At 74.7% G+C, this 17,342-nt stretch carries 10 protein-coding genes; 5 read left to right on the top strand and 5 right to left on the bottom strand.

The window, feature by feature from the left end; all coding sequences use genetic code 11:
- The first annotated feature begins 33 nt into the window (after window positions 1-33).
- The gene (locus tag AB0L74_RS00505; RefSeq protein WP_365643770.1) at window positions 34-618 is read left to right on the top strand and encodes a TetR/AcrR family transcriptional regulator; all 585 of its coding nucleotides are present in this window, start codon (window positions 34-36) and stop codon (window positions 616-618) included.
- A gap of 69 nt (window positions 619-687) precedes the next feature.
- A complete protein-coding gene (locus tag AB0L74_RS00500) occupies window positions 688-1,452 on the top strand; it encodes a glucose 1-dehydrogenase (protein WP_365643767.1) in 765 nt (254 codons plus the stop codon).
- Window positions 1,453-1,480: 28 nt separating this feature from the next.
- On the opposite strand, the gene AB0L74_RS00495 is transcribed toward AB0L74_RS00500, so the two are convergent.
- Window positions 1,481-2,635 (bottom strand): alkaline phosphatase PhoX, encoded by a 1,155-nt coding sequence (locus AB0L74_RS00495; protein ID WP_365643764.1) that lies wholly within the window; start codon window positions 2,633-2,635, stop codon window positions 1,481-1,483.
- A 329-nt stretch (window positions 2,636-2,964) separates the two neighbouring features.
- On the opposite strand from AB0L74_RS00495, the gene AB0L74_RS00490 reads away from it, so the two are divergent.
- Window positions 2,965-3,165 carry a hypothetical protein gene (locus tag AB0L74_RS00490; protein WP_365643761.1) on the top strand — a complete coding sequence of 67 codons (201 nt, stop codon included), beginning with the start codon at window positions 2,965-2,967 and terminating at the stop codon, window positions 3,163-3,165.
- A gap of 169 nt (window positions 3,166-3,334) precedes the next feature.
- Here the strand turns inward: AB0L74_RS00490 and ppdK are convergent, their stop codons facing one another.
- Together ppdK and AB0L74_RS00480 are read right to left on the bottom strand one after the other, a co-directional pair.
- Entirely contained in the window at window positions 3,335-6,028 is a 2,694-nt protein-coding gene (ppdK, locus tag AB0L74_RS00485; protein ID WP_365643759.1) for a pyruvate, phosphate dikinase, read from the bottom strand.
- Window positions 6,029-6,516: 488 nt separating this feature from the next.
- On the bottom strand, window positions 6,517-7,752 hold the full coding sequence (locus AB0L74_RS00480; RefSeq protein ID WP_365643757.1) for an ROK family protein: 1,236 nt from the start codon (window positions 7,750-7,752) through the stop codon (window positions 6,517-6,519).
- A 527-nt stretch (window positions 7,753-8,279) separates the two neighbouring features.
- On the opposite strand from AB0L74_RS00480, the gene AB0L74_RS00475 reads away from it, so the two are divergent.
- Entirely contained in the window at window positions 8,280-10,217 is a 1,938-nt protein-coding gene (locus AB0L74_RS00475) for a glycogen debranching N-terminal domain-containing protein (RefSeq protein ID WP_365643754.1), read from the top strand.
- Window positions 10,218-10,242: 25 nt separating this feature from the next.
- On the opposite strand, the gene dusB is transcribed toward AB0L74_RS00475, so the two are convergent.
- A complete protein-coding gene (gene dusB / locus AB0L74_RS00470) occupies window positions 10,243-11,400 on the bottom strand; it encodes a tRNA dihydrouridine synthase DusB (RefSeq protein ID WP_365643751.1) in 1,158 nt (385 codons plus the stop codon).
- A gap of 120 nt (window positions 11,401-11,520) precedes the next feature.
- On the opposite strand from dusB, the gene AB0L74_RS00465 reads away from it, so the two are divergent.
- Complete coding sequence (locus AB0L74_RS00465) at window positions 11,521-12,960, top strand: MFS transporter (protein WP_365643748.1); 1,440 nt, start codon at window positions 11,521-11,523, stop codon at window positions 12,958-12,960.
- Window positions 12,961-12,998: 38 nt separating this feature from the next.
- On the opposite strand, the gene AB0L74_RS00460 is transcribed toward AB0L74_RS00465, so the two are convergent.
- Window positions 12,999-17,333 (bottom strand): cation-translocating P-type ATPase, encoded by a 4,335-nt coding sequence (locus AB0L74_RS00460; protein WP_365643745.1) that lies wholly within the window; start codon window positions 17,331-17,333, stop codon window positions 12,999-13,001.
- Window positions 17,334-17,342 lie beyond the last annotated feature (9 nt).

The raw sequence follows: 17,342 nt of genomic DNA, 5'->3' as shown, positions 1-17,342 counted from the left end.
CCGTTCGTTTCAGATACCCCTAGGCTGCCCTGTGTGGCCAGGACCAAGGAATTCGACCCGGACGCCGCGCTGCAGTCAGCCCTGGAGCTGTTCTGGCGGCGCGGCTACGAGGCGACGTCCATGTCCGACCTCGTGGAGCACCTCGGCGTCGGACGCGCCAGCATCTACGCGACCTTCGGCAACAAGCGCGAGCTGTATCTGAAGGCGCTGGAACGGTACCAGCGGACGCACGGCCCGCGGGTGCTGCGGGAGCTGTCGCAGCCCGGCCCCGCCCTGCCCGCCGTACGGCGGGCCGTACGGCGCTTCGCCGACGAGGCGGCGGCCGAGCCGAGCCGCACGTCCGGCTGCTTCGTCACCAACACGGCCTCCGAACTGGCGCCGCACGACCCGGCCGTCGCCCGCCGCGTCCAGCAGAGCTGGGACAGCGTCGAGACGCTGCTGCACTCGGCCCTGGTCCGCGCCCAGGCACAGGGCGAGCTGCCCGAGGACCGCGATCCGCTCGCCCTGGCCCGGATGCTGCTGGTCCTGATGCAGGGCCTGCGGGTCGTCGGCAAGGCGTCGGCGGACCCGGCGCGGGTGCGGGAGGCGGCGGAGCAGGCCCTGGCGCTGCTCGACTGAAACCACGGCACCGCACGGGCGTTTTTCACGCCCTCATACTGAACCGTTCGGTCAAGAATAGGGGAGATCATGACCAGCCGCTTCACCGGCAGGACCGCCCTCGTCACCGGCGCCGGCTCCGGCATCGGCCGGGCCCTCGCCCGCGCGCTCGCCGCCGAGGGGGCGAACGTCGTCGTCGCCGGGCGGCGGCGCGAGCCGCTCGACGAGACCGTGGCCCTCATCGAGGCGGCGGGCGGCAAGGCGCTCGCCGTCACCGCCGACGTCAGCCGCGCCGACGACGTGGAGGCGCTCGTCGCCACCGCCGTGGACCGCTTCGGTTCGCTCGACGTGGCGGTGAACAACGCGGGCGTCTTCGACGGCCGCGGACCGGTCGCGGACGTCGACGAGGACGCCTGGCGCCGGTTGTTCGACACCAACGTGACCGGCGTGTTCCTCGCCCTGCGGGCCGAGGTGCGCCAGATGCGCACCCAGCCCGGCGGCGGCGCCATCGTCAACATCGCCTCCAACCTGGGCGCGCACCGGCGCCTGCCCGGGGCCACCGGCTATGTCGCCAGCAAGGCGGCCGTGGCCGCCCTGACCCGGGGCGCGGCCCTGGACCACATCGCGGACGGCGTCCGCATCAACGCGGTCAGCCCGGGCCCGACCGAGACCGCCATGTCGCTCATGCCCGGCGAGACGGAGGCCGACCGCGCCGAGCGTATGCGGACCGAGACCCCGCTGGGCCGGGTCTCCACGCTCGACGAGGTGGCCGCGGCGGTCCTCTACCTGGCGTCGGACGACGCGGCGTCGGTCGTGGGCGCGGACCTGGTGGTGGACGGCGGCGCGGCGGCCTGACCGCCGCTCGCCTGAAGGCGCGGGGCCGTTACGACCGGAACGGCCCCCTCACCTCGTAGGTGATCCCGCCCGACGAGCTCCCGCTGGTCCCCCGCTGGCTGGAGAAGTACAGCCGGGAGCCGTCCGGGGAGAACGCCGGGCCGGTGATCTCCGAGCCCGACTGGCCGTCGACGCGCAGGAAGGGGGCGACCACGTCGTCCGGCGTGATCACGCAGATCTCCATGTTCCCGCCGTCCTCCGCCACGAACAGGTCGCCGGAGGCGGAGCCGGTGACGTTGTCGACGCCGGTCAGCGGGGCCGTGCCGGAGGGGACCAGCGAGTCGTCGTAGGCCAGCTCGATGGTCTGGGCGGCGGCGTTGTACTGCCACACGCGGTTGTCGCCCTTGGTGGTGAACCAGCAGGTGTCATCCGCGTAGTAGCAGCCCTCGCCGCCGTTGAAGCGCTTGGCGCCGGGGACCTGGCCGCGGGTGGCGGTGGCCCCGGTCGGGTCGGGCACCCGGGCCCAGCTCACGGGGCCGCTGGTCCCGCTGCCCGCGACCAGCACCTCCAGGGTCCCGGAGGACAGATCGCCCCAGGTCGTGGGCCGGAAGCGGTAGAAGCAGCCGTCGGTGACGTCCTCCGTCATGTAGACAACCTTGCGGACCGGGTCGGCCGCCGCGGCCTCGTGCTTGAAGCGGCCCATGGCGTCCCGCCGCACCGCCGTCCTGGCCCCCCACGGGTCGGTCTCGTAGACGTACCCCCGGTCCACCTCCTCGCACGACAGCCAGGTGTTCCACGGGGTCTTGCCGCCCGCGCAGTTGGTGCGGGTGCCGGAGAGTATCCGGTACGCGCCGGTGATCGCGCCCGTCGAGGAGAACCGCACGGCGCCCGCCCCGCCGCCCGGGTTGATCTCCGAGTTGGACACGTAGATCCAGCCGGTGCCGTCCGCGTAACAGGCCCCGCCGTCGGGGGCGTCGTGCCAGGTGTACGAGGTGCCGGGGACCGTCTGCCGGGACCGGGCGATCACCCGGCTGGTGAACCCGCTCGGCAACCTGATCCCGTTGGCGTCCGGCGCGCCCAGCGGCCCGTAGGGGCCGGCGCCGGGCTGGGCCGGGGCGGCGTACGCGGCGCCGCGCCACAGAGTGCCGCCCAGGGCGGCGGAACCGCCGAGGGCGGCCGCACGCAGGAGGGTACGACGTTCCACTCTCACTCCAGAGAAGCCGTGACCGCCCCGCCGGCGGGCGCCGGCGGGGTCGCGCGATCACGGACCCTAGGGCGGCATGGTTGACGGGTCATGGACAACCCGTGACGTGCGGCCGTACGCGACCGCTCCAGCCGCACGGCGCCCGCGGCACCGCCGCGGGGGAGCCGGCCTCCCGGCATGGCCCCCGCGCGTTCCGCGGCGTCGCGCGCGGGGATTCACCACCGCGCAACGAAAGCGGAATCCGTGGCCGGGAGCGGCCGTAACCACCGCCGGCCGACGCGCGTTGATGAGGCGTTCGTCGGCTAGCCCTATTACCCGAGGAGAAATCCGTGTCTCTCCCCCGACGCTGTGCCGCCCTTGTGCTGATCGCCGTCTCCGCTGTCGGCGCCGGCCTGGCCACCGCCCCCACCGCCTCCGCGCGGGGCATCGACCCCGTCCTCACCCTCGAATGCGTGACCAGCACCCTCGGTGACCCGGTCGGCGCGGTGACCGTGCCGCCGGAGGTTCCCCTGGTCACCTGCATCCCCTGACGGGGAGCGCACCGGTCCCGCGCACCGGACGCCCGCACCGAGAAGAACCAAGAGGACGGCACCCCCCGCACGGGGTGCCGTCCTCTCTTTCGTGATCCGGAGCCGCCGCCGATCGGTGAGGGTGGTCGGGTGACAGACGGCGGCTCCGGGGCTTGGTCCCCCGGAGGGGTCAGCGGTGGTCGCTGCCCTGCGACGTGACCGCCGCGCGGCCGGCCTCCAGGCGGGCCACCGGGATGCGGAACGGGGAGCAGGAGACGTAGTCGAGGCCCACCTCGTGGAAGAAGTGGACGGACTCCGGGTCGCCGCCGTGCTCGCCGCAGACGCCCAGCTTCAGGCCGGGGCGGGTGGCGCGGCCGGCCTTCGCGGCGGCGGCGACGAGGGAGCCCACGCCGTCCTTGTCGATCGTCTCGAAGGGGCTGACGCCGAAGATGCCCTTCTCCAGGTAGGCCGTGAAGAACGACGCCTCGACGTCGTCGCGGCTGAAGCCCCACACCGTCTGGGTCAGGTCGTTGGTGCCGAAGGAGAAGAACTCCGCCGCCTCGGCGATCTGACCGGCGGTCAGCGCGGCGCGCGGCAGCTCGATCATCGTGCCGATGGACAGCTTCAGGTTCGCGCCCGAGGCCGCCTCGACCTCGGCGATGACCTTGTCGGCCTCCTCGCGGACGATCTCCAGCTCCTGGACCGTGCCGACGAGCGGGATCATGATCTCGGCGCGCGGGTCGCCCTTGGCGGCGCGGCGGGCGGCGGCGGCCTCGGCGATCGCGCGGACCTGCATGGTGAACAGGCCGGGGATGACCAGGCCGAGGCGGACGCCGCGCAGGCCCAGCATCGGGTTCTGCTCGTGCAGGCGGTGCACCGCCTGGAGCAGGCGCAGTTCGTTCTCGTGCGGCTCCTCGCGGGACTCGGCGAGGGCCACGCGCACCGACAGTTCGGTGATGTCGGGCAGGAACTCGTGCAGCGGCGGGTCGAGGAGGCGGATGGTGACCGGCAGGCCGTCCATCGCCTCGAACAGCTCGACGAAGTCCTGCTTCTGGAGCGGGAGGAGTTCCTTCAGGGACTCCTCGCGTTCGGCCTCGGTGTCGGCGAGGATCAGGCGCTCCACCAGCTCGCGGCGGTCGCCGAGGAACATGTGCTCCGTGCGGCACAGGCCGATGCCCTGGGCGCCGAAGCGGCGGGCGCGCAGCGCGTCCTCGGCGTTGTCGGCGTTGGCGCGCACCCGCAGGCGGCGCTTGCGGTCGGCGAAGGCCATGATGCGGTGGACGGCCTCGACCAGTTCGTCGGCGTCCTCGGCGCCCGCGTGCATCCGGCCCTCGAAGTACTCCACGACCGGGGACGGCACGACCGGGACCTCGCCCAGGTAGACCTTGCCGGTGGAGCCGTCGATGGAGATGACGTCGCCCTCCTCGACGACGTGCCCGCCGGGGACGGTCATACGGCGCCGCTTGGTGTCGACCTCCAGCTCCTCCGCGCCGCAGACACAGGTCTTGCCCATGCCGCGCGCGACCACGGCCGCGTGGGAGGTCTTGCCGCCGCGCGAGGTCAGGATGCCCTCGGCGGCGATCATGCCGTCCAGGTCGTCGGGGTTGGTCTCCCGGCGGATGAGGATGACCTTCTCACCCGAGCGGGACCACTTGACGGCGGTGTACGAGTCGAAGACGGCCTTGCCGACCGCCGCGCCCGGCGAGGCCGCGATGCCCCGGCCGACCTGCTCGACCTTCGCGTTCTCGTCGAAGCGGGGGAACATCAGCTGCGCGAGCTGGGCGCCGTTGACGCGGGTGAGGGCCTCGGCCTCGTCGATCAGGCCCTGGTCGACGAGCTGGGTGGCGATGCGGAAGGCCGCGCCCGCGGTGCGCTTGCCGACGCGGGTCTGGAGCATCCACAGCCGGCCGCGCTCGATGGTGAACTCGATGTCGCAGAGATCCTTGTAGTGGTTCTCCAGGGTCTCCATGATCCGCATGAGCTGGTCGTACGACTTCTTGTCGATCCGCTCCAGCTCGGCGAGCGGCACCGTGTTGCGGATGCCGGCCACCACGTCCTCGCCCTGGGCGTTCTGGAGGTAGTCGCCGTAGACGCCCTGGTGGCCGCTGGCGGGGTCGCGGGTGAACGCCACGCCGGTGCCCGAGTCCGGGCCCAGGTTGCCGAAGACCATCGAGCAGACGTTGACCGCGGTGCCGAGGTCGTGCGGGATGCGCTCCTGGCGGCGGTAGAGCTTGGCGCGCTCGCCGTTCCAGGAGTCGAAGACCGCCTTGATGGCCAGGTCCATCTGCTCGCGCGGGTCCTGCGGGAAGTCCCGGCCGGCCTCCTTCTTGACGATCTTCTTGAAGGTGGCGACCAGCTTCTTCAGGTCGGCGGCCTCCAGCTCGGTGTCGACCGTGACCTTCTTGGCCTGCTTGGCCTTCTCCAGCGCCTCCTCGAAGAGGTCGCCGTCGACGCCGAGGACGGTCTTGCCGAACATCTGGATGAGGCGGCGGTAGGAGTCCCAGGCGAACCGCTCGTCGCCGGCCTGCGCGGCCAGGCCCCGCACCGACTGGTCGGAGAGACCGATGTTGAGGACCGTGTCCATCATGCCGGGCATGGAGAACTTGGCGCCGGAGCGGACGGAGACGAGGAGCGGGTCGTCGGACTGGCCGAGCCTCTTGCCCATCCTCTCCTCGAGGGCGGCGAGGTGCGCGCTCACCTCGTCACGCAGTGCCGCCGGTTCCTCGCCGCTGTCCAGGTAGACCTTGCAGGCCTCGGTGGTGATGGTGAAGCCGGGAGGGACCGGAAGGCCCAGGTTGGTCATCTCGGCGAGGTTGGCACCCTTGCCGCCGAGGAGGTCCTTGAGGTCCTTGTTGCCCTCGGTGAAGTCGTAAACGAACTTCACGCCCTCAACGCTGGCGCCCGGCCCAGCTCCCTGGCGATCTTTGTTTTCCGACACGGGTCTCGACTCCTCGAGGACGCGGTGGCTGCCCTGACGTCGGGGAATGTACCCAGATCGAAGGCTCATGGGTACGTCCACTTGCGCGTCATACGCCTGTAACCACCCGTCCGCCAGCGGATCGAAAGTCATGGCACGGTAAACGACCGAGTGGCCATGTGTTCACTTCTTGAACGAATCAGCCTCTCAAAAGGCGCCAAGAGCGCTCAGATGAGCGGCATGCGGGGCGCCCGCTTTCGTTCGATGAACGATCAAGGGATGGCACTGAGTGCCACCCTTTGAGAAGTGCAGTCGTCCATGATCCGCTCATCTGAGCGCAACCCTTATCAAGGGTGGCGAGAATCACGCTGCCACAGTCGGCGGGATTTCACCATGCGGACCGGCCGATGGACGGACGCCCACAGGGGAAACGTCCCTGTGACAGGCCCTCCCCCTCACACCCCGAGGGCGCGCAGCCGCTCCTCCACCCGCTCCGGCGCGTACAGGTGCTCCACCACCAGCGCCCCCGCCCCGACCAGCCCGGCCCGCTCGCCGAGCCGGGAGGCGACCACGTCCAGGTGGGCGGTGGACCGCGGCAGCGCCCGCTGGTACAGCAGCTCCCGCACGCCGGTGACGAACGGCGTCCCCGCCAGATCCCCCGCGATCATCAGCACCCCGGGGTTGAGCAGCGTCACCACCGTCGCCAGCACGTCCCCGACCAGCCGCCCGGCCTCCCGGGCCAGCGCCGCCGCCTCCGGGTGCCCGGCCGCCAGCAGCTCGCGCACGTCCGAGCCGGACTCCGCCGGGACGCCGGCCGCCGCCAGCCGCCGGGCGACCGCGCCCCCGCTGGCGACCGCGGCCAGACAGCCGTGGGAACCGCAGCGGCACAGCGCCTGGGCGCCCTCGGGGACGCGGATGTGCCCGATGTCCCCGGCCCCGCCGTCGACGCCCCGGTAGACGGAGCCGTCCACCACGACCCCGGCGCCTATGCCGGTCGAGACCTTCACCAGGACGAAGGCGGAGCAGTCCGGGTGGGCGGTGCGCTGCTCGCCGTACGCCATGAGGTTGGCGTCGTTGTCGACCAGGACGGGTATTCGGCCGGCGCCCGTGTGCTCGGCGAGGGCCCGGCCCAGGCGGCCCCGTATGTCGTACCCGTCCCAGCCCGGCATGATCGGCGGCTGGACCACCCGGCCGGTGGCGTGGTCGACGGGTCCGGGCACCGCCAGGCCCACCCCGCAGACCTCTTCCGCCCGGCGGCCGGACTCCTCCAGCAGCTCCCCGAACCAGCGCCCCAGTTCGCCGAGGACGGCCTCCGGGCCGTCCTCGATCACCAGCGTCCCGGCGCGCTCGGCGAGGATCTCCCCGGTCAGGGTCAGGACGGCGGCACGGGCGTGCCGGGTATCGAGGTCGGCGGCGAGGACGACGGCGTGCCCGTCGTCGAACTCCAGGGTGATGGAGGGCCGTCCGCCGTGCGGGGAGTCCACGGGACCGCCGGCGCCCTCGCGCAGCCAGCCCGCCCGGAAGAGGCGGTCCAGGCGCTGGCCCACGGTGGCCCGGGACAGGCCCGTGGCCTGCTGGAGCGCCCCGCGCGTGGTGGCGCGGCCGCTGCGCACCAGTTCCAGCAGCTCGCCGGCGCTCGCCTGGCCGCCCGCCCTGGTCCCCCTGTCCGCTCTGCCGGGCCGTCCGGTCATGCGCACCCCCTTGTGTTTCCCAACTCTGCAATACATAGTGAGTTTTGCGTGTTAAATGGACGTAACTCTACGGTGGCCACTGCCAAACCGGTCGGCCGGACGTCTTTCGGGGAGCCCTGAGTGGATCGCACGACCCGACGTGAGCCCGGGGCCGACGCCCCGCGGACCGGCGGGCGGATCCCGCGCACCGCGCCCCGCCCCTCCGCCCCCTGTGTCGCCCAGTTCCCGTCCCTCCCTCCCGCGCCCTCCGTGTCCGCCGCACCCTACGCGCGGCGGCCCGGCGCGCCCGGTCCCGGCCCCGTGGTGCGGCGCGCCGCGACGGGGCCGTCCGGGGCAGCGCGGGGCGCAGGCGCGGCGGTCCGGGGCGGCGGGCGCGGCGGAGAGGCGGCTGCGCCGCGCCGCGGCGTTCCCCGGAGCACGGGGCGGGGTTCCGGGCCCGCGCGGGGTCGCCGCGCCCGCCCGGCCCGCCCCGGCCGCCGATCCCGGGTGACGCCGTCGGCCGGAGCGACAAGGGAGGGGGCCGGGCGATGACCGACCGGTATCAACTGCTCGTCTACGGCGGGACGTTCGCCGCCGTCGGCGACCGCGGGGACATCAGCGGGGTGCGGGGCGGCAGCGTCCCGGACGGGCTGTTCGTGCGGGACGCGCGCCATCTGAGCCGGTGGCAGCTCACCGTCGACGGCGCCGTGCCCGAGGCCCTGACGCCCGTCGCGGGCGGGGACACCGCGCGCTGCGTGCTGGTGCCGCGCGGCGGGCGCGACGAGCCGCCGGCGTGCACGGTCTTCCGTGAACAGGCCGTCGGCGACGGGTCCTTCGTGGAGTCGCTGCGGGTGACCAGCAACCGCCCGGTACCGACGTCCGTACGCCTCGCCCTGACCGCCGACGCCGACTTCGCCGACCAGTTCGAGCTGCGCGCCGACCACCGCACCTACGCCAAGCCCGGTGCCCAGCGCTCCCGCGAGGTACTCGGGCACGGCGTGGAGTTCGCCTACCGGCGCGGCACCTGGCGGTCCTGTACGACGGTGACGGCCGACCCCGCCCCGGACGCCGTGGAGGAGACCGGCACCGGCGCCCGCCGTCTGGTGTGGGCGCTCGAACTGCCCCCGCACGGCTCGGTGGAGCTGGTCCTGCGGGTGATGGCCCGGCCGCACGGCGAGAAGCGGGCGCTGCGGGTGCCCCGCTCCCCGGCCGCGGTGAGCGAGCGGCTGCTGGCCGAGGAGGGCGCGTTCGCCGAGGGCGTGGCCTTCCCGACCGGCTGGCCGGAGCTCGCCGCGGCCTGCGCGCGGGGGCTGACCGACCTGGCCGCCCTCCAGGTCCCGGCGGCCGGCCCGGACGGCGAGGAGCTGCGCGTGCCGGCCGGCGGGGCGCCCTGGTTCCTGACCCTGCTGGGCCGGGACGCCCTGCTGACGTCCCTGTTCGTCCTCCCCTACTGCTCCCGGCCGGCCGCCGCCACGCTGCTGGCGCTGGCGGCGACCCAGGCGGCGGACACCGGCGCGGACGCCGTCACCCAGCCCGGCAAGATCGTGCACGAGGTCCGGCACGGCGAGCTGGCCCACTTCGGCCAGGTCCCCTACGGGCGGTACTACGGCTCCGTCGACGCCACTCCCCTCTTCCTCGTCCTGCTCGGCGCGTACGTCGAGCAGACCGGCGACACGGAGCTGGCCCGCCGTCTCCAGCCGCACGCCCGGGCGGCGGTCGGCTGGATGCTGGACCACGGCGGGCTGGCCTCGCGGGGCTATCTGGTCTACCGCGCCGACCGGGGCGGCCTCGCCAACCAGAACTGGAAGGACTCCCCCGGCGCGATCTGCTCCGCCGACGGCACCCGGCCGAGCGGGGCGGTGACGGCGGCGGGCGCCCAGGGGTACGCCTACGACGCCCTGCGCCGCACCGCGCACCTGGCGCGCACGGTGTGGGCCGACCGGGTGTACGCGGAGCTGCTGGAGCAGGCGGCCGGCGATCTGCGCGACCGGTTCCAGCGGGACTTCTGGATGCCGCGGCACTCCTTCCCCGCGCTCGCGCTGGACGGCGAGGGCCGGCAGGTCGACGCGCTGGCCTCCGACGCCGGGCATCTGCTGTGGTCGGGGCTGCTGGACAAGGAGTACGGCGAGCTGGTCGGGCGGCGCCTGCTGGAAGGGGACTTCTTCTCCGGCTGGGGCGTACGGACGCTGGCGGCCGGGCAGCCCGCGTACCACCCACTGTCGTACCACCGCGGCTCGGTGTGGCCGCACGACAACGCGCTGATCGCGCTGGGCCTGGCCCGCTACGGCCTGCACGACGAGGCCCGCACGGTCGCGCACGGCCTGGTCGCGGCGGCGACCGCGGCCGGTCACCGGCTGCCGGAGGTGCTCGCCGGGTACGGCCGCGACAGCCATCCGGAGCCGGTGCCGTATCCCCACGCCTGTGTCCGGGAGTCCCGCTCGGCGGCGGCCCCGCTGGCCCTGCTCACCGCGGTCGGCGGTGCCTGAGCGGGCGGGCAGCCCGCGGGGCCGGTCAGCCGCCGGAGGTGTCCAGCTCCGCGTCCTCGCCGACGCCCGCGCAGTCGTAGGGGTCCTTCAGCCAGCCGTCCGGCAGGACCACGCGGTTGTTGCCGGAGGTGCGGCCGCGCGGGCCGTCGGCGCCGGCCGGCCAGGGCTGGTCGAGGTCCAGCTCGTCCAGCCCGGCCCGCAGCTCCTCCAGGGACGAGGTGATGGCCAGGCGCTTGCGCATCTCGGAGCCGACCGCGAAGCCCTTGAGGTACCAGGCGACGTGCTTGCGGAAGTCGACCACGCCGCGCTGCTCGTCGCCGAGCCACTCGCCGAGCAGGGTCGCGTGCCGGACCATGACGTCGGCGACCTCGCGCAGGGTCGGCCGGACGAAGTCGTCCGCGCGGCCCTCGAAGGCGGCCACCAGGTCCGCGAAGAGCCAGGGCCGCCCGAGGCAGCCGCGTCCGACCACGACGCCGTCGCAGCCGGTCTCGCGCACCATCCTCAGGGCGTCCTCGGCCGACCAGATGTCCCCGTTGCCGAGCACCGGGATCTCCGGCACGTGCTCCTTCAGGCGGGCGATGGCGTCCCAGTCCGCGGTGCCGCCGTAGTGCTGGGCGGCGGTGCGGCCGTGCAGGGCGATGGCGGTCACGCCCTCCTCGACGGCGATGCGCCCGGCGTCGAGGTAGGTGAGGTGGTCGTCGTCGATGCCCTTGCGCATCTTCATCGTCACCGGCAGGTCGCCGGCCCCGGCGACGGCCTCGCGCAGGATCGCGCGCAGCAGGTTCCGCTTGTAGGGGAGGGCGGAGCCGCCGCCCTTGCGGGTCACCTTCGGGACCGGGCAGCCGAAGTTCAGGTCGATGTGGTCGGCGAGGTCCTCCTCCGCGATCATGCGGACTGCCTTGCCGACGGTGACCGGGTCGACGCCGTAGAGCTGGATCGAGCGCGGGCGCTCGCTCGCGTCGAACTTGATCAGCTGCATGGTCTTGTCGTTGCGCTCGACCAGCGCCCGGGTCGTGATCATCTCGCTGACGAACAGGCCCTTGCCGCCGCTGAACTCCCGGCACAGCGTGCGGAAGGGCGCGTTGGTGATGCCCGCCATGGGGGCGAGCACGACAGGCGGCTGGACGGCGTGCGGACCGACCCGCAACGTCGAGGTCGTCGTAGGCAAGGTGGGCGTGGACATTCCTCCATTGTCGCGTACGCCGAGGTGTGCCCGGGGCACGGCTCCCCCGCCCCCTCTCCCCATACCCGTGTACTCTTCATTAGTTAACCGCACTATCGAAATGAGCGTACGATGGTGCGCATGCCCGAGCTCAGCCACCGCCGACGCCTGCTCGTGCTCGCCATCTGCTGCATGAGCCTGCTGATCGTGAGCCTCGACAACACCGTGCTCAACGTGGCCCTGCCGTCCATGCAGCGCGACCTGGCGGCCACCACGTCCGGGCTCCAGTGGGCGATCGACGCCTACACGCTGGTGCTGGCCGCGCTGCTGATGCTGGCGGGCTCCACGGCCGACCGGATCGGGCGCAAGCGGGTCTTCATGGCGGGCCTGGTGGTCTTCACGCTCGGCTCGGTGCTGTGCTCCCTCGCGCCCGGTCTGCCGTGGCTGGTCGCGTTCCGGATGGTCCAGGCGGTGGGCGGCTCCATGCTCAACCCCGTCGCCATGTCGATCATCACCAACACCTTCACCGAGCGCCGTGAGCGGGCCCGCGCGATCGGCGTGTGGGGAGCGGTGGTCGGCATCTCCATGGCCGCCGGGCCGCTGGTGGGCGGCCTGCTCGTGGAGTCGGTCGGCTGGCGCGCGATCTTCTGGATCAACCTGCCGGTGGGTCTCGCGGCCCTGCTGCTCACCCTGCGCTGTGTCCCCGAGTCCCGCGCCCCGCGCGCCCGCCGCCCCGACCCGGTGGGCCAGCTGCTGGTCATCGTGCTGTTCGGCGCGCTGACCTACGCCATCATCGAGCTGCCGAACGCGGGACCGGTGACGGTGCTGCCCTTCGCCGTGGTGGCGCTGGCCGCGCTCGCCGGGCTGCTGCGGTATGAGCCGCGCCGCCCGGAGCCCCTGATCGACCTGCGCTTCTTCCGCTCGGCGCCGTTCAGCGGGGCCACCGTGATCGCCGTGTGCGGGTTCGCCGCGCTGGGCGGCTTCCTGTTCCTGTCGACGCTGTATCTCCAGAACGTGCGCGGGCTGAGCGCCCTGCACGCGGGTCTGTGGATGCTGCCGATGGCCGTGCCGACCTTCCTGTGCGCCCCGCTGTCGGGCCGTCTGGTCGGCGCCCGGGGGCCGCGCGCCTCGCTGCTGGTCGCGGGCTGCGCGATGACGGCGAGCGGGCTGCTGTTCGCGCTCTTCGAGGCCGAGACGTCCGATGTGACGCTGTTCCTGGGCTATCTGCTGTTCGGCGTCGGCTTCGGCTTCGTCAACGCGCCGATCACCAACACCGCCGTCTCCGGCATGCCCCGCGCCCAGGCCGGGGTCGCCGCCGCCATCGCCTCCACCAGCCGCCAGCTCGGTTCCACCCTCGGCGTCGCGGTGATCGGCGCGGTGCTCGCGGCGGGCGTGGGCTCCGCGCCGTACCGGGACGCGTTCGTCGCCGCCGCCCGTCCCGGCTGGTGGATCCTCACCTTCTGCGGCGTCGCGGTGCTGGCCCTCGGTGCCCTGACCACGGGCGCCTGGGCCCGCCGCACCGCCGAGCGCACCGCGCGGCGGCTCCGTCCGGCGGGTGCCGGGGAGGCGGCGGGGGTCTGACGGGGGCGTCCCCGGTCCCCGCCGCCGCCCCAAAAGGCTCACCCCACCGGCACCGGCAGCTTCTCCGCGACCTGCGGCCAGCGCTTCATCACGGCCTCCTCCAGCCTCGGCACCGCCCGCTGCCCCGCCAGGGCCAGGACGATCGCCGCGGCCACGCCCGCCCAGGCCACCGGGCCCAGCGGGGTGCAGCCGAAGAGGCGGCTGGCGGCCGGGGTCTGCACCAAGGCGACGAGGGCGGCGGCCGAGCCCAGCGACGTGACCTGCACCAGACGGCTGCCGCGCCGGTCGGACAGGGTCTGGGCGAGCTGGGTGCCGACCACGGCGCACAGGGCCATCGTCGTCGACCGGCGGGCGGTACCGGGCGTGAACCGGCCCAGGAGCCAGGCGGCAGTCGCGCCGAGGGCCGTGGTCAGGGCGCGGTGCCGGATCTTCCGGATCAGCGGCTCGCCCAGGACCGCCGTGCCCAGGGGCGCGTCGGTGGAGCCGGCCTCGTCCTCCTCCGCCTCCTCCTGGGGGGTCACCGCCACCGCCATCGCCGGGAACAGGTCCGTGAACAGGTTCACCAGCAGCATCTGGCGGGTCGACAGCGGCGCGGAGCCGCCGAGCACGGTGCCGAGGATGCCGAAGCCGACCTCGCCCGCGTTGCCGCCGATGAGGATGGCGATGGCGTCCGCGACGCTGTGCCACAGGGCCCGGCCCTCGTGGACGGCCTCGACGAGGACGAGCAGGTCGTCACCGGTGACGACGAGGTCGGCGGCGTTGCGGGCGGCGGCCGAGCCGCGGGCGTTGATGCCGACGCCGATGTCGGCGGCGCGGATCGCGGCGGCGTCGTTGGCGCCGTCGCCGACCATGCCGACCACCCGCCCGGCGTCCCGCAGCGACTCGACGACCTGGAGCTTCTGCTCGGGCGCGACACGGGCCACGACGTCGGCGTCCCGCAGCATCCGGGACCTCTCCCGCCGGTCCGCGGCGGCCAGTTCGTCGCCGGTGACGACGGTGGCGTCCTCGGGCCAGCCGAGGTCGGTGGCGATGGCGCGGGCGGTCTGCGGGTGGTCGCCGGTCAGCACCACCGGCCGCACCCCCGCCTCGCGCAGCCCGCGGACCAGGGCCGGGGAGGTCTCGCGGGCCACGTCGGCCAGCGCGAGCAGCCCGGTGAAGTGCGGGCGCAGCTCCTCCAGCGGGCGTTCGAGGAGGTCGGCCGCGTTCTCGCCGTCGGCCAGCGGGCGGTGCGCCACCGCCAGGACGCGCAGTCCGTCGGCGGCCAGCTCGTGCGCCGTGTCCGAGGCGTGCGAGGGCAGGTCGGAGCAGACGGGCAGCACGGTCTCCGGGGCGCCCTTGACCACCAGGACGGGCGAGCCGTCCCCGGCGCGGCCGACGGCGGCGGCGTAGCCGCGGGAGGTCTCGAAGGGCAGGCCCTCGATCTGCTCCCACTCCGGGTCGTCCCCGGCGGCGTCCAGCACCGCCTCGTCGGTGGCGTGGGTGGGACGGGCGCCGTCGCCGTTCAGCCGGGGGCAGGCGCGGGCGGCGGTCCGTACCGTCCCGGCGGCGTCCGGCTCGCCCAGCTTGTACACGGTGCCGCCCGCGTCGGACGCCTTCACCAGCCGCAGCCGGTTCTCGGTGAGCGTGCCCGTCTTGTCGAAGCAGACGGTGTCCATCCGGCCCAGCGCCTCCAGGGTGCGCGGGGTGCGCACCAGGACGCCGCGGCGGCCGAGCCTGCGGGCCGCGGCGAGCTGGGCGACCGTCGCCACCAGCGGCAGCCCCTCGGGCACGGCGGCCACCGCCACCGACACCCCGCCGCTGACCGCCTGCCGGATCGGGGTGCCCCGCAGCAGGGAGATCCCCGTCACGGCGGCCCCGCCGGCCAGGGTGAGCGGCAGCGCCTTGCGGGTGAGCTCCTGGAGCCGGGCCTGGACACCGGCGGCGGACGGCGTGCGGGCGGCCAGCGCGACGGCGCGGGCGGCCTCGGTGCGTTCGCCGGTGTCGACGACGACGGCCTGGGCGCGCCCGGCGACCACGGTGGTGCCCTCGAAGACCATGCAGTGCCGTTCGGCGACGGGGACGCGCGGCGTGGGGTCCACGCACTTGTCCACCGGCAGGGACTCGCCGGTGAGCGCCGACTCGTCCACCTCCAGCCCGTCCTCCCACAGCAGGCGGGCGTCGGCGGGCACCACGTCGTCCGCCTTGAGTTCGATGATGTGGCCCGGGGAGAGCTTGGCGGCGTCGACGAGCCGGGCCTCGGCCGCCGCGTCGCGGCTCTCCTCCTCAGCGACCCGCGCCTTCTGCTTCTGCTGGGCGAGCAGCCCGGCCAGCGCCCGCTCCGCGCGCAGCCGCTGGAAGCCGCCGACCAGCGCGTTCAGGTCGAGGGCGCCGACGACGAGCAGGGCGTCCATGACCGAGCCGAGGATCGCCTCGGCGGCCGAGCCGACCGCCAGCACCGGGGTGAGCGGATCGTCCAGTTCGTTGCGGACCGCGCGGGCGAGCTGCACCGTCCACCGCACCGGGACCAGCGCCGGGGTGCGGCTCGCCCGGTCGACGGCGGCCCGCGCCCGGGCGGTCGCCCGCTCGACGGCGGACGGCTCGGGTTCCTTCTCCCGCTCCAGCCGCTCGCGTACGTCCTCGGGGTCCAGTTCGTGCCAGGCCACCCGCGCCCGGGGGTGCGGGGCGTGGGCCGTCGCCACGCCGAGCGCCGCGCGGGCCCCGGACAGCAGGGCCGCCGCCGCGGCCGCGTCGACCGGCGCGTGCCGCAGGCCGGGCAGCGGGCCGCCGGCGCCTTTGCGGGCCTCGCCGACGGCGACCAGCAGCCCGGACAGGGCGGCGCCGGAGCGGGCCAGCACCTGCGAGCGGCGCCCCACGCCGCGCGCCGCGGGCACCGCCCGCAGCAGCCGCCACACGTCGGACAGGCCGTTGGTGCACAGCACGTCCGCGCCCCAGGCGACCGGGCCGTGGTCGTCGGCGAGGGCGACGGCCACGTCGCCGCGCAGCAGTCCGGCGGCCACCTCCGCGCCGTCGCCGGGGCGGGGCCGTACGACGGTGATGACGCCGCTCTCGCCGCGCAGTTCGTCCACGACCTCGCTCCACGGGCGCCCGGCGCCGACGACCTGGTCGGCCAGGCCGGTGAAGTCGGCCAGGGCCGGGTCCTCCACCATCACCACGCGCAGTCCGGCGCGGCGTGCCGCGTCCAGCACGGCCTCCGTCCACGGGTCGGCCCCGGCGTCCGGGGTGCGCAGCGCGCTGGGATGCAGGACGACGGTGCCGGCCATCTCCAGCTGCCGCAGCCGCTCGGGGCCGCGCACCAGGACGCCGGTGCGGGAGAGCGCGCCGCTGAGCACGGCGTGGAAGACGGCGGGCCCGTAGCGGGCGGCCTTGGGCGAGCCGGCGAGCACCGCTTCCGCGGCCTCGGCCAGCTCGTGCTTGACGAGCAGGGTGGCCGCCGCGCCCGCCACGCTGCCGGTGGAGGCGTGGGCGGCGTACTCCTGGGCCGGGGAGGTGCGCAGCGGCGGGCGCAGGGAGGCGTCGGCGGGCAGGCTGTCGCGGCCCGGCCCGCACAGCCGGTCGTGTACGGCCTCGAAGGTGGCCGTCCGGGCCACCGCCTCCGCGAGCTGGCAGGCGCGCAGCACCCCGTCGAGTATCAGGGAGGTCGGGCTCTGGCCGGCGCCGTGCACGGCGGCGTTGGCGACGGCGAGGGCGACTTCCATGCGGGAGTCGCCGAGGCGGGCGCGCAGCCAGGAGCGGAACGTCGGGTTCTCGCGCAGCAGCGTGGAGACGGCGGTGACCAGGCGGGGGGTGGGGGGCAGGCGCAGCGCCGAGGCGGTCATCCCGGCGGCGATGCCGAGCACGTCGGCGCCGAGGGTCGTGGCGGCGACCCGCACGGAGGCCGGGTCGCCGGGGTGGGCGGGCTCCTCCACGAGGTCGTCGGCGCGGGCCAGGCCGTGGCTCTGGGCGAGCTGGGTCGCCCGGTCCACCACCGTGTCGGTGAGCGCTTCCTCGGTCGCGGTGACCACCAGCCGGGACAGGCCGGGGTCCCAGTAGGCGAGGGCCACGTCCGGGTGCTCGGCCAGCGCCGCCGCCACCCGCCGGGCCACGCGGGCGGTCCCGCCCGCCTGCCGGACCTTGTCCCGGGCGGCCGGTACCAGCGCGAGGTGGGCGCGGGCCCCGGCCCGCCAGTCGCGGCGGCCGCCGGGCAGCGCGGCGCGGGCGACCCGGGCCGCCCGCGCGGCGAAGTCGGCGCCGCGTACACCGGCCCGTGCCGTCCCGGCCATGGCGCCGGCCGCCACGCCCACGGCGGGGGCGGCACCGCGTGCGAGCAGCCGGGGGCCGGCCAGGGCGATCGCGGCCGCGGCGCCCTGCGAACGCGTCAGAAGTCCAGCGCCCATCGGTTCCTC

This window comes from Streptomyces sp. NPDC052020 (assembly GCF_040680575.1).
In the GTDB taxonomy this organism is placed as follows: Bacteria; Actinomycetota; Actinomycetes; order Streptomycetales; family Streptomycetaceae; genus Streptomyces.
The sequence above is the reverse complement of the archived record's forward strand: the minus strand, read 5'-3'. Positions and strand labels throughout refer to the sequence as shown.

Excerpts from the sequence above, each read along its gene's own strand:
- AB0L74_RS00500 (WP_365643767.1), top strand. The coding sequence starts at position 688 with ATGACCAGCCGCTTCACCGGCAGGACCGCCCTCGTCACCGGCGCCGGC.
- AB0L74_RS00480 (WP_365643757.1), bottom strand. The coding sequence starts at position 7,752 with ATGACCGGACGGCCCGGCAGAGCGGACAGGGGGACCAGGGCGGGCGGC.
- AB0L74_RS00475 (WP_365643754.1), top strand. The coding sequence starts at position 8,280 with ATGACCGACCGGTATCAACTGCTCGTCTACGGCGGGACGTTCGCCGCC.
- dusB (WP_365643751.1), bottom strand. The coding sequence starts at position 11,400 with ATGTCCACGCCCACCTTGCCTACGACGACCTCGACGTTGCGGGTCGGT.
- AB0L74_RS00465 (WP_365643748.1), top strand. The coding sequence starts at position 11,521 with ATGCCCGAGCTCAGCCACCGCCGACGCCTGCTCGTGCTCGCCATCTGC.
- AB0L74_RS00460 (WP_365643745.1), bottom strand. The coding sequence starts at position 17,333 with ATGGGCGCTGGACTTCTGACGCGTTCGCAGGGCGCCGCGGCCGCGATC.